At 38.9% G+C, this 14615-nt stretch carries 6 protein-coding genes and 1 pseudogene; 1 reads left to right on the top strand and 6 read right to left on the bottom strand.

Translation table 11 applies throughout. From position 1 onward, the window contains the following. Nucleotides 1-126 precede the first annotated feature (126 nt). The 6 genes and pseudogenes from FW781_RS17600 to FW781_RS17570 form a co-directional block, all read right to left on the bottom strand. Nucleotides 127-1155, bottom strand: coding sequence for a terpene synthase family protein (locus FW781_RS17600; RefSeq protein ID WP_149388611.1), 1029 nt, complete (start codon nt 1153-1155; stop codon nt 127-129). 166 nt (nt 1156-1321) lie between these two features. Then, complete coding sequence (locus tag FW781_RS17595) at nt 1322-2323, bottom strand: terpene synthase family protein (RefSeq protein WP_149388610.1); 1002 nt, start codon at nt 2321-2323, stop codon at nt 1322-1324. A gap of 292 nt (nt 2324-2615) precedes the next feature. Continuing rightward, nucleotides 2616-3641, bottom strand: coding sequence for a terpene synthase family protein (locus FW781_RS17590; protein WP_149388609.1), 1026 nt, complete (start codon nt 3639-3641; stop codon nt 2616-2618). An 81-nt stretch (nt 3642-3722) separates the two neighbouring features. After that, a pseudogene (locus FW781_RS22680) lies at nt 3723-4568 on the bottom strand (terpene synthase family protein). Nucleotides 4569-4890: 322 nt separating this feature from the next. Beyond that, on the bottom strand, nt 4891-5871 hold the full coding sequence (locus FW781_RS17575) for a terpene synthase family protein (protein ID WP_149388606.1): 981 nt from the start codon (nt 5869-5871) through the stop codon (nt 4891-4893). Between the two features lie 41 nt (nt 5872-5912). Continuing rightward, entirely contained in the window at nt 5913-6674 is a 762-nt protein-coding gene (locus FW781_RS17570) for a terpene synthase family protein (protein ID WP_149388605.1), read from the bottom strand. Nucleotides 6675-7979: 1305 nt separating this feature from the next. On the opposite strand from FW781_RS17570, the gene FW781_RS17565 reads away from it, so the two are divergent. Further along, entirely contained in the window at nt 7980-14600 is a 6621-nt protein-coding gene (locus FW781_RS17565) for a beta strand repeat-containing protein (RefSeq protein WP_149388604.1), read from the top strand. The last annotated feature ends 15 nt before the right edge of the window (nt 14601-14615 follow it).

Here is a 14615-nt window from a genome sequence, read left to right as displayed (position 1 = left end):
ATTTGTCAAACGGGTTATCATGGTGTATGATCATTTATGTTGAATAAAGCCTGCAGATCCTCGTTACTTACAATAGGTCCTGCAGTTTCCTGAATCCTGTACAGTATAACCGATTGAAGTGTCTTATTATTCCTTTACAAAAATGCTGTGTGGAATAATTGCATCATCACCCTCTTTACCATATTGTGGAATAATAAATGCTTTATGTTCATATCGGCTGGTTCCGGAGTTATAATACCAGTTGGCACAGCCACTAACATGCAGTTTAATATGATAAACATGATCGTATGCCGCTTCTTGAAATTCACCAAAATCAGGAAGATTATTATGCAGGTGATCAAGTTCCTGGGCATGGGCATTATGTATTCTCATGGCTTCTGTACAGGCTTCCTGGTAAGAAAGTTTATATTGATTTCTTAGAACGAAAATAATATTAAGACATTCATGATCTATTTCAATTTCTTTTTTCAGAGAGACAAAATCATTCTGAACGGCAATAAGCAAACATAGAAGTTCCCTGCAACGCTGCATAATGGGATGATTATAAACGTGAACGGGTAATGCGTAATTAATGGCCGGATCTGTCAGGTCACCATAGGGCATCATGCCAATTGAATACCTTCGGAAACTGAGATAGTGAGCAAGCAAAGGATATGTTCTGTTTTCAGCTTGCTTAAAAGGTATTTCTTCTGCGATACCATACATGATGAATTCATAAAAATTGATGGAAATACGCTCTATCCAGAACTGTGGCATGCCATTAGCCAGCCATTCCTTTCTTGCCGCTGCCATTTGGCGCAAAATTCCAATTTCATCTTCACGCGGATCTTCACCCATCATTACTTCATACACCCGATCTGCAATGACTTCCAGTTCTTTTGCAGGAGTCATCCCGAAATAGTCATCAAAAAGGGTGATATAGATCATCATTCTGGCACAGGGACGCATACGTTCTATGCTGTCGCATGTAGGATTCATATAAGTGGCAACTCTCGATAGAAACTGAGGTTTACATCTTCTTATCCCTTCTTCGGAAATAAAAGTATAATCATTATCATACCAGTCTTTTTCTTCATCATCAAAAGCATTGGCAATAGGGCTATTCACTGTAGGCCAGGGGTAATGGCATTTAGGAACAATTAATTCTTCTCTCATGGTTATCGTATTATATTATTAAAAATTAAATTATAGTAGATCGCATGTTTTAATAATTTGTTCCAAGAAATTTTATGGCATTTCTACTCCTTGGAAATATGTTTTATCTCAATTTTATCTCAAAATCCAAAGGTAGTGTGTCTTGCCCGTTAGTACTTCCTTAAGACTATTTGTTCAGCCGAGTATATTCCTTTTCAGCATATTGATCACTGGAATGATAACGCAAAGTATCCTTTATGTACCATGTATTCAATCCTTGAATCATCATTCCCTGATAAAGTACATATTGATATACCCGGTCGTTCCAATCACCAAAATCTGGCAGGTTTTCATGCAGAGCAACAAATTCAGCTACATCTTCATTATGAATGGATACTACTTTTTGTGTCGCCTCCTCCAATGAGATATTTTCTTCATGCTGTATAATAAGTACCAAATTAATCACCTCTCCTTTTCTGGCAATTTCTTTTTTCAATGAATACACATCATTTTGCCAGCTCATTATTCTACTCGTTAATGCCTGAATTCGCTGGATTACAGGATGAGCAGAAATCTCTTTAGGCAAAACAAATCCAAGCCCAAGTTCAGCCCAGGGTTCATAGGCATACATGGCAATGCTATATTCCCGGAATATCATATAATAGTTCCGCGGAGGAAATGTTCCTGTTGTCTTATAAGGAGCTTCGGCACGCATTCCGTATTTTATATAACGATCCATAAAAAAGGTGAATGTCTCCAGCCATTCGGGAGAGGTAACTGCAAGATATTCATCCCTGATCTGTGCCATTATTTTATCATGAGGATGCGCATCAGGCAGTGGCTGATTACCTTTGAGGATACCAATTATTCTTTTATGTATATTATCTACCTCTTCAACAGTACATAATCCGCAATAATCATCAAAAGTGGTAATCCAGATCATGAAGCGATTACAGGCACTTGCATGCTCATAAGTTGGTGCTATAGCAAGCATCCTGGCGGTGGCCCCGTGTAGGCCCATGCGTTTATAACTTTCACGGGTTTTCGCAGATAAAAAGGTAAAGTCAGTATCCAACCAGCTTTCTAGATCTTCCTTCATTTGATCAAAATGAGGATTTACCAAATCTGGCCATGGATATTCAAAAATTAATGCGTAAGGTTGTTCGAAATGTTTAACTTCAGATTCCATTTTAATTGGTTTTATTTTTAGTTATTCTATTATTAATAACCGTATTTCCTTGGTTATCAAAGGTGATTGTGCCCGAAAGTTTCTTTTAATTCTGAAAGGTTGGGAAACTTGGTATTATAATGATCAAGTTTGGTAAAAATATTCTTCCAATCACTTAGTATCATATACATATAATGTACCCAATTAACCACAGCTTCCTGCCAAATACCAAAATCAGGAAGAGAGGCTTGAAATTGTATAAACTTAAGGTCTTTATCAATTTAACGGATTGTATAAGAGAATCATTTTTTTGCTATTCCTTTATAAAAATACTGTGTGGAATAATAATATCATCACCTTCTCTACCATACTGAGGTACAATAAATGCCTTATGCTCGTATCTGCTTGTACCTGAATTATAATACCAGTCAGCGCAGCCGCTTATTTGCAATTTAATATGATAAACATGATTATATACTTCTTCTTGAAAAGAGCCAAAGTCTGGAAGAGATTGATGCAAATCATCCAGCTCCTGAGCATATGCGTCATGTAGTTTCATAGCCTCTGTACAGGCTTCCTGATAAGAAATTTTATATTGATTTCTTAGAATAAAAATAATATTTAAAGATTCATTTTCTATTTCAAGTTCTTTTTTAAGAGAGGCGAAGTCATTCTGGATCACAATAATCAGAGATAATAGTTCTCTGCAACGCTGTATAATAGGATGATTGTAAATATGGACAGGTAATGCATAATTAACTGAAGGATCTATCAGATCTCCGTAAGGCCACATTCCTATAGAATATTTCCGGAAACTAAGATAGTGGGCAAGTAAGGGATATGTTCTATTTTCAGCTTGTTTGAAGGGGATTTCTTCCATCATACCATACATGATAAATTCATAAAAGTTAATGGAGACACGGTCTATCCAAAAACGAGGCATAAATGTTTCCCATTCTTTTCTGGCTTGTGCCATCTGGCGCAAAATGCCAATTTCATCTTCGTGTGGATCTTGACCCATCATCACTTCATATACACGGTCTGCCATTATTTTCAATTCATTTGCAGGGGTCATTCCAAAAAAATCATCAAATATTGTAATATAGATCATTAATCTGGCACAGGGACGCATGCGGTCCATGCTGTCGCATGTTGGGTTCATATAAGTAGCGACCCTGGATAGAAACTGAGGTTTACATCTTTTTATTCCCTCTTCAGAAATAAAGGTATAGTCATTATCGTACCATGCTTTTTCTTCATCGTCAAAAGCATTGGCAATTGGGCTGGGAATAGTTGGCCACGGATAACGGCATTGTGGAAGGATTAATTCTTCTTTCATATCTATTATTTTACATTATTAAAAACTTAATTATAGTATTATGGTGTGTTTTAATTATTTGTTCTAAGACTTATAGCATTTCTATTCCCGGGAGATATGTTTTACCTCAAAATCCAAAGGTATTGGGGCTTGCCCGTCCGGGGTTACTGCAAAGCCATCCGGGAAGTACCTTTGCGTCCCTCCTTCATAATACCAGGCATTGCAACCAGTTACCATCAGTTTCATGTGATAGACATAATTTTCCACTTCTTTCTGATAAGGGCTGAAATCAGGTAGGCATATAGATAAGGATTCCATTTCTTTTACAAATTCATCATGTATTCTCAATCCTTCAATACAAGCTTCTTCGAATGATATGTTCTGTTCATTCTGTAAGATAAACATGATATTGAATCTTTCCGATTCTATAGTCATTTCCTTTCTTATCGACGCGTAATCATTCTGAATGGCAATAATAGTGGCAAGAAGTATTACCAGACGCTGAATAACCGGATGATTATAGATGTCAACAGGAAGTGCAAAGCCGGTAGCCGGCTCTATCAGGTCTCAATAGGTTACCATACCTATAGAATAGGCACGGATCATCAGATAGCGGGCAAGTGATGGATAGGTTTTGTTGAATTTAAAAGGAGTTTCTTCCATGATACCATACGTAATGAAACGATGAAAATTGGTGGCAATCCGGTCGATCCAGAACTGTGGCATTCCGTTGTCCATAAATTCCTTTCTTGCTGCTGCCATCTGGCGGAGTATCCCTCTTTCTTCAGGGTGGGGATCTTCCCTGGTCATTACTTCAAAAATCCGGTCTCTGAAAACTTTTAACTCTTCCAGCGGCATAAGTTCAACATAATCATCGAAGGTAGTTACATAGACAGCAAATCTGCCAATGGGACGGAAAATATCCCGGTCTGAAGTGGTGGGGGACATAAAAGCTCCCACCTGAACAAGTCTTTGTTTTTTGTACCTTTTTATAGATTCCGGGCTCATGAAACCATAATCAGTGTCATACCAAGTGCTTTCTTCTTTATAAAAAGTTTCACTAATCGGGCTGTATACTGTAGGCCAGGGATAAGCAGGCTTTGGGATGTGAATGATGTTTTTCATAATCAAGTTTTTCGGGCTTTAATTTTAGACTTATTGTTTGATTAATTACGGATCATATTACTGAGGTTATGATATATTTTTCTCGGTTTTCCTTCAACTCAGCAGTGGTATAGTATTTCATTATTATAGACTTATTTTTCTGAAATTATCCCTGTTGAGCATATTCCGGTCTAGGATATTCTCCAGGGACTTCGTAGCAGGGTGATTTTCCCAAATGATACCAAGCACCCAATCCTGAAAGCATCAACGTCATATGATGTACAAAGTTTTCTACATCCTTTTGAAGAGGACCAAATTCAGGGAGATTAACCTTTAATTCCACAAATTCCCTTACATAGTTATTATGCATCTGCATCGCTTCCATACAGGCTTCTTCCAATGAAATTTTGTATTGATGTTTCATCACAAATATAATATTGAGCACATCCGGGCTTATTATCAATTTCTTTTCTATGGACGCAAAGCTATTCTGGATGACCATAATACGGGACATCAGTGTCTTCAGTCGTTTAATAACAGGGTGTTTTGAAACAGAATCAGGTGCAATAAAGCCCATAGATGGTTCAACCGGGTCAGCATAAGGATACATAGAGATTGAATACTCTCGCATGAGGAGTAGGTGGCTTAATGTTGGAAATTCCTGTTTTAATTTGTAGGGGGTTTCCTCCATAATTCCGTAAGTGGTGTAGTCATGGAAAGACTCTGCCCAACGTTGAAACCAATTATCATTAACGTAAGGACGGAACTCATCCCTGCTTAATGCAACCTGTCTCAGTAGCCCGATGTCACCTGGTCTGGGATTATCGCCCAGCATTACATTCATAATGTCATCTCTGACGGAAGCTAACTCTTTTACAGGACAAAGCTCATAATAATCCTCATACAGTGTTAGCCAAACCATAAATCTTGCAATGGGTCTCATCTGTTCCATTGTTTTGGTGGCAGGAAACATATATGAGGCTGCTTGTATCAGATTATTTCTTTTGTATTTAATTCTCGTTGCTTCAGGCATGAATTGGTAGTCTCTATCAATCCAGTCATTCTGTTCTTCATAGAATGATTCTGCAAAAGGTGCAACTTTATAAGCCCAGGAATATTGTAAAACTGGGATGTCCAATTGTTTCATTATTGTGTATTTTAGATTAAAAAATATTTTTGCTTAAAGTCTTATCGAACTTGGTTCAACTTTTCCTTTAGCTCGCTTGCTTCTGGAAATTCCATGGCATTGTAGCGGTCCAGCTTTGTAGATACATTTTTCCATCCACTAAGTACCATGCTCATATAATGAACCCAGTTGACCACTGCATCCTGCCATATTCCAAAATCAGGGAGAGAGGTTTGTAATTCTACAAATTCTTTCAGGTCTTCGTTGTGAAGACGCAAATCCTCAAGACAGGCCTCCTTTAGGGACATCTGGCGTTCATGCTGAATCACCTTTACAATATTGTAATAGATACTGTCGGTTGCTTCATCTTTCAATACAGATTGTACTTCATTGAAAAAAGTAACTAGGTGGCATGCCAGTGTTTGTAAACGAATGATCACGGGATGCTCGTGGATCTCTTGTGGAAGTACAATTCCTGTTTCTAATTCTGTAAGCTGTAGAAAAGGATACAAACAAATAGAATTTTCACGTAAAGCAATGCATTCGCTCACACTGGGATAAGCTTTATTTTTCTTGTATCTTAATTCGGTTTCTAATCCTGTAAAATACCTGCTGATCATTTGGGTGAAGCGGGCCACTGATTCCTGCGGAATAAACTCCAACAGTTCAGCTCTTAATGAAGCCAACATAGGGCCTAAAGGTATTCCTGAGTCCTCAGCATTGATCTCGCCCTTTAGTATGGCAATAGATTGGGCGTGTACATATCCTATATCTTCAGGTTCACTTTCTTCATACAGATCATCATTGTACAAGGTCCACAACATCAGTCTGCAGATGGGCTTGAACCGTTCAGGTGATGCTGTTGGAAACCATTGCGCCGCAATATGCGCCGTTTTGGTTTTTTTGTACTTTTTTCGAAGATCGGGGTTTTGTTCATACAGCCAGAGATATTCTCCATCGATCCACTGATTTTCAGTGAGTTGTTGTAATTGCTCGGCATTGGGGTTTTTTAAGGTGGGGAACGGATACCTGAACTGTTTTCGAAGCAGTTCAAGGGTGCTAAAATTTTCAGTATTCATATTGTGATGATTATTGGTTTTGTCTTCATACTAATATACAATCGTATTGTGTTATAATTGCATTTTATTTCATAAAAAATTGAATATTAATATTAATATTTCTTGAAATGTCAATATTGATGAGGAAATTTTAAATAGAAAAAATCATTAAATAGAGTAAGAAATTCGGAATATCTTAAATTGTATTAATCCATTTAATACTTTTTATGATGCCATTTTAACACAAGAAAACCCAAATAATATAAGATTGAAAAAGGAAATAGGGTAGAATCTGGAAAATGTTGATTGATATTTTAATGGGCTTTCAGTATTTTTTCCTTTTTCTGAAATCTGATCATTAAATAAATCTGTTTTATATAGTTATTAATTTCATTTGTAAATTAATTTTACTATGTTATTTTTTATTACAATCAAGGGTTGAAAAAGTAATTATATAAAAGCTGATTGATGTAAAAGAAGCAAAAGGAATTTGTATTGTATTTGTGACATAATCAGTGTGTTGAGGTGAAATTACTATTTTGTTATTTCCGAAATCATTCAGTATATATTTATGTTTTTGATAGGGTTCAATGTACCTTTGCCGAAAATTATTGTTTCGAATACCTCTGATTATTCCTGTAGAATTCAATGTAATTTTGGATATGTTGATATAATCATAGTTTTCGCCTATCACGCTACTGAGAATTCTAAGAAACCTTTCAGAAATTTTTAGGCATATTAAAAAATACAAAACACAGAAAGATGAAAACTTACCTACTATAATTTCTCGACAACATCCGGACAGGTATCATTCATACACAAAGTCCCTAAAATCAACTACAGGTCTACAAAGAATAAGTGCCTGAAAAACACATATCTCAACGACGGAAGTCTATTAATCAATATATAGACATTTTCTGATTGGGTTATCTCATGATTGAAAAACGCAGGTCTAAACTTCAAAATAACGGAATTAAATTTCAACTTGTAAAACATTCATTATTAGTGAGTTGTTTCTTGGTTGTCTTTGTTTGAAATTCAGACTAAAAAATTATTTAATATTTATTTTCTATGAAATTAAAATCAACCTATTATGATGTCCGAAAATATACTTTTCGGTCGGCATGGATTATTTTGATGGCTTTCAGTAGTTTGACTGCTGTAAAGTCTCAGAATCTGCTGACAGAGAGTTTCAATTATGCTTCCGGTACATTGCTTACGAATGCCAATTGGTTACAGCTTGCAGCAGGAGCCCCTGCCATAGCTGTGTCTAATGGAAACCTTTCGAAGACAGGTACTATTGCCAATGGTTTTGGGAATAAAGTATTTTTGGCAAGCAGCGGACAGGATGTATACCATAGCTTTACATCAACAGCCCTCAATGCAACAACACCGGCGGTATATGCCAGTGCTGTGGTGAATGTATCTGCTGCACAGGCTGCGGGAGATTACGTGATCTCCCTGAATGATATTGCCCGGTTATATATCCGGGCAAATGGTACAGGGTTCAGTTTTGGAGTGATGAGATCCCCAGGAACTGTTGTTTATGAATCAGCCATAAGATCCTTCAATAGTAACATCAGGGTGGTTCTGAAGTACGAACAGATTGCAGGAGCAGCCAATGATATGGTTAAACTATATGTAGATCCCCCCTCAGGAACTGAACCTTTCACAGCGGATGTCTCTCACACCGGGACTGCTGCGGATATGACTTCAGTTTCATATATTGCGCTAATGCAGGGAACAGCGGCTAATGCTCCGACCCTTGAAGTTGATGGGATCACAGTAGGTACAATATGGGCAAGTGTTACTTCAGCTATTTATGATTATGGTGATGTTCCTTCCTCTTATGATTTCACCAAGGACGGAGTTTATGCTCCTGCGGCACATTCCCTTGGTCCCAATTTTTCATTAGGAAGTATGTTTCCGGATTCTGAGCTTGCTCCTAACAGTGTTTCCTCAGGGGCAGATAACAATGGAGCCAACGGAGATGGAGCCGATGAGGATGCCATCAATATTGCATCCAACCAGATCAGGAAAGGAATATCTTATACTTTAAACGTACCGGTTAATAATCCCTCCGGGACAAAATATGTATACGGATGGATTGACTTTAACAACAATGGAAGATTTGAAGCCGGAGAATTTGCAACGGTTGCTTTCAGTACTACAGGAAGCAGTACCCAGGTTCTTACCTGGCTTCCGGCACAAACCTCTACCATTGCAGCTGGAACCACTAAGCTTTATATGAGGCTTAGAATTTCCGACAGAATATTGCAGGATTTTACCACAGCGGCGAGTGGGGGTGCTGTTATTGATGAGAGAAGTATTGGAAACGGTGCTGTTTCCACAGGTAATGCAGCGGACAACGGTATAGTAGCCGGAGGAGAAGTGGAAGACTACCAGATAGAAGTAACCAATGCGTTCGACTACGGAGATGTACCTGCTGCCTTTGAGAATGATAAGGATGGAAATCCTTTGCCGGCATTGCATGCTCCGCTTTCAGGATTTACTATGGGAACTCTTCTGGATACAGAAATTTCTCCAAACAGTGTTGCTGCAGGAGCTGATAATAATGGAACCAATGGAGACGGAGCAGATGAAGATGGTATTACATCGTTAACGAGTGTAAGCCGTAATGTGGCTTACAGTATCACTGTTCCTGTGAATGTTCCGGGAACCCTGACAGGAACCAAATACGTATATGGATGGTTGGATATCAACGCAGACGGACGATTCCAGATAGGAGAATTTACAACTGCTACCATAGCTGTAACGGGTGCTACAAATGCCACACTAACATGGACAGCGGCTCAAACAGCTTTGATTCCAGCAGGAACTTCCAAAGTATACGCAAGGCTGAGACTTTCCAATTTGTCACTTCTTGACTTTAATTCAGGGAGTAATAGTGCTGTCATTGATGAAAGAAGTATAGGAAATGGAGCTACGGCCAGTAATAATGCTGCTAATGCTCTTATTACTGCTTTTGGAGAAGTGGAAGACTATCAGCTGCCTGTGGATTTATATGATTTCGGGGATGTTCCTGCTTCGTATGAGATCAATAATGCAGGTGTTTCAAACCCTGCAAGACAGATTGCTACTCCTCAGTATAAGATTGGCTCTGTTATAGATAGCGAGGATGCTGTACAGAGTGTAACAGTTGGTAATGATAATAATGGAACCAATGGTGACGGTATTGATGAAGACGGCTTTTCTGGAACCCTTCCTATTATTACAAAAGCGGCTCCATTTAGTTTTTCAGTACCGGTTACAGTTCAGACTGCATCATCGGTTATTGCATGGATAGATTTTAACAATAACGGAAAGTTTGAAGCCAGTGAAGCTTCTTACACATTGGCAACTGGTTCTGTTACAGGTTATCAGTCGGCTGCTGTTGGCAATTCTGTAAAAACATTTTGGTTTAGAGGAACACAGACGAATACAATACCAGACGGAATCAATAATCTGTATATAAGGATCAGGCTTACGCAAACTGCAGGTACAGATAACACTGTTACAACAGCTGTGGATGAACGTTCCATAAGTGATGGTGCTAATACTGGGATCTATACGATTCCGGTTAATGGAGAAGTGGAAGATTATCGTTTTATGGTAACCAGAAATCTAGACTTTGGAGATGCTCCGGAAAGCTATGAAATGGATAAGGACGGTTTGGGAAATCCTGCGAACTTTAAACCTGCAAGGAATTCTGCAACAGATGCTTTGTTTTTAGGAATGTCTTACACGCTGGAACCAGGTCCATCTTCTGTTGCTTCCGGAACGGATAATAATAATCCTAATGGCGATGGAGCTTCTGATGACGGCCTTTCCCTGGATCAACTGCGTATCCGTACCAATGCTACAAATACATATACTGTAGGAGTAAATAATACTACAGGAGCTGCGGCTACACTGTATGCCTGGATAGATTTTAATAATAATGGAAGATTTGAAGCAAGTGAGTTTGCTACAGCACCGGTTGCCAATAATGCCGTATCTGCGAATGTCAGCTTCACAGCGGCTCAGGTGAATACTATTGCAGCTTCCACCGGAAAAGTATACATGAGATTAAGATTGGTACAGCCCAATGCCGAATTAACAATAGCAGATCTTACTACAGGCACTAATGTAATGGTAGTGGATGAAAGAGCTATTGCAGATGGGCTTAGTACAGGATTGTATACTTCTGCTTCTCTAGGGGAAATAGAGGATTATCAGCTGATCATCACAAAAGATTACGGAGATGTACCCGGCAGTTATGAAAATGGAATTCCTGCATCTCATACCAACAGTATAATCCCTGAACTTATTATTGGGACGACAGTAGACTATGAGCTTATTAACAATGCGGTAGCTTCAGGAGATGATAATAACGGGACCAATGGAGACGGTGCAGATGAAGATGGAGTGATGACACCTCAAACTATTACAAGCGGTGCTCCGTTTACACTGACTGTACCCGTTAATACAACCGTTACCGGGACGAAGAATCTGTATGCATGGATTGATTTTAACGGAGATGGCGTATTTAACGGAAATGAAGCTTCAGTAGTTTCTGCATCAGTAACTGCGGGTACCACCAGTAACTTTACTCTAACCTGGAATTCCACAAATGCATCACCTTCTGTAATTTCAGCAGGAAAAACCTATGTGAGACTACGTCTTTCAGGAACCGCTCTTACCAATAGCAATAGTGCTAATGTTGTATTGATAGATACACGAAGCTTTGGACAGGGTGTTGATGAAGGAGAAATTGAAGATTATCAGTTTCAAGTGAGTAACTTATATGACTATGGTGATGTACCTGCTAATTTGTACGAATATACCAAAGACGCAGTGCCTGTATACCAGCCCGCACGTCAGGCTTCTTCTTCTACCTTAAGATTGGGTAGCACAGTAGATATTGAATCTGCTCCAAATGCCGTGGCAGCTAATGCTGATAATAACGGAACCAATGGAGATGGAACGGATGAAGATGGTATTACTTCAGTAATGCCCGTTTATAAAGGAATTAATTACTATTCTAAAGTGAGTGTACTGAATAATACAGGTGTCGCAAAAACACTATATGGATGGATTGATATTAATAATAATGGAAGATTTGAAGCTTCTGAGTTAGCTTCAGTTTCAGTACCAACTTCTGCATCTCAACAAACAGCAACACTTTTATGGACAGGAACCAGTACCAATACTATTCCTACAGGTACCACGAAGGTGTATATGCGTCTGCGTGTATCTGAAAATCTTTCTATGAGTGATTTTGTGACAGGTGTACCAGGTGCATTAGTGGATGAACGCTCTATAGGAGATGGGCTTAATACAGGTCTTTATAATATAGCCTATGGTGGTGAGGTGGAAGATTATCTTTTACCTGTAATTACTGATTTAGATTATGGAGATGCTGCTCATGCTTCTTATGAAACAAGCCGGACTAATATGGTAGCTCCTGCAAGACAGGCATCCAGTCAGGGATTATATCTTGGTAATAATCTGGCAGATTATGAAGTGGTAAAACAAATACAAACGGGGAATGCTTTAGGAGATGATACTGATGGGGAAGACGATGAAGATGGAACAGTACCGGGACCTGTAGTGTCTGGCGGTGGTTATAGCTTAAATGTTACGGCAACAAATAGTACAAGTGCTGCCAAAACACTATATGGCTGGATTGATTTTAATAACAATGGCAGCTTTGAAGCCTCAGAAGCAACTATGGCTTCAGTTCCTGCAGGAGTTAGTCAAGGAAATATAGTTTTGAACTGGGCAACAACTGCCACTAGTATTGTTGGAAATCCAAGCCAACTATATATGCGTTTACGTATATCGGAAGGTGTATTGACTGATTTTATAACTGGTGCTCCGGGACTTGTAGTAGATGAACGTGCACTTGCTGATGGCCTTAGTACAGGAGAATATGCTGCCAGTCCTGTAATATACAATGGTGAGATTGAAGACTATACTATTCCGGTAGCCACTGATTTAGATTATGGTGATGTTCCTGTGAGTTATGAAAAACCAGGTGCAGTCTTGATTCCTGCCAGACAAATTTCAAGTGCAGCATTACAGATAGGAACAACTCCGGACATAGAACCTTCTGCACAAAGTGTAGTTGCAGATACTGATAACAACGCAACGAATGGTGATGGACTGGACGAAGATGGAGTAAACCCTAGTGCAAATGAAGTAATAAGAGGAACAGCATTTTCTTTACCTGTAAAAGTAACGAACGTTATAGGATTAGCAAAAGTATTATATGGCTGGATCGATATAAATAATAACGGAGTATTTGAAAGCAAGGAAGCTACCTCTGTTTCAGTTCCTAATAATACTGTAAATGGAACCGTTGCGCTTACATGGACAGCCGCAAATACTGCTGATATAGTGACTTCAAATGTGTATCTGCGCCTGAGATTATCAGACGGAACCCTTACTGATAATACGGTTACTGCTTTATATGACGAAAGAGCTGTTGGCGACGGCCAGACTACAGGAGCTTATGCAGCCAATGCGTATCGTGGAGAGATTGAAGATTACAGACTTCATGTTACTTCTCCAATTGCATGTTCAGGTACTGCCAATATACCTGCTAATGGAACAATAACAGTTAATGGGATTCAGGTAACTTCTTCATCTTCAGGTAATGTGACTTATTATACTCCTGCTTACGGAAGTTGTAGCGGAGATACTATTAGCCCGGGATCATTATGGGTGGGTAATAACTCGCAGACTACTGCTACGCCAGCTTCTGCATGGTCTGTTACCTTTACCTTTGATAAGCCCGTTAATGATTTGGTAATTCTATTATCAGGTTCAGGAAATACCTATAATGAAGATTTTATTTTCAATTCCAATGGGGGAGCAGTATCTCTCTTCTCTAATAATTCTTGTTATTCAACAATTAATGGAAATAAAATAATCTCTGGTCAGGGTTCGCCTGCAGGTACTGGAGGTGGTGGTGTTTTCAAAATCAGTGCGCCAAATGCTTTTACAACATTAACGATCAATGGTGGAGGCGGTGCCAATGGTACCTTAATAGCAATGTGTTCGGCAAGTATTACGCCGCAGCCGCCTGTTATTAAGCAACTTACTCCTGATGACCAAACGGTATGTACAAATACAACACCTGCAGCGATTGCAGTTTCTGCAACAGGAACAGGAACATTGAATTATCAATGGTACAGTAACACAACAAACACCAATACTGGAGGAACAATAATAGCTGGGGCTACATCTGCAAGTTATACACCGCCAGCATCTTCTGTTCCGGTAACAAATTATTACTACGTAGTGATTACAGATGATAATGGAAGTACAACCTCACCTTCGGTAGATGTTATTATAAATGATTGTACAGGAGTACCATGCTATAAACCAGGTGCTACGACTGGTGGAGCAACATTAATTAGCAAGGTAGGAATCACTTCGTTAGACAGATCAATGGCACAAGCTGATAACTGGCCTGCAATACGTAGCGGAGCATGGCTTGTATTGGAAGCTAAAACCAAAGGTTTTGTACCTAACCGATTGGCTTTTGATGCTTCAGATAATCCTGTGGGAATTCCTGCTGCTAATTTCGTAGAAGGAATGATGGTGTATGATACAACAAATAAATGCCTGAAGGTGTATACCTCAACAGATGGTGGAACTACATTCAGCTGGCAATGTATGAACACACAGACATGTCCTGATTAATTAATAATAAATATT

The organism is Chryseobacterium panacisoli (assembly GCF_008274625.1).
Classification (GTDB): Bacteria; Bacteroidota; Bacteroidia; order Flavobacteriales; family Weeksellaceae; genus Chryseobacterium; species Chryseobacterium panacisoli.
Note: the sequence above shows the minus strand (reverse complement) of the source record. Positions and strands in the feature narration are given on the sequence as shown.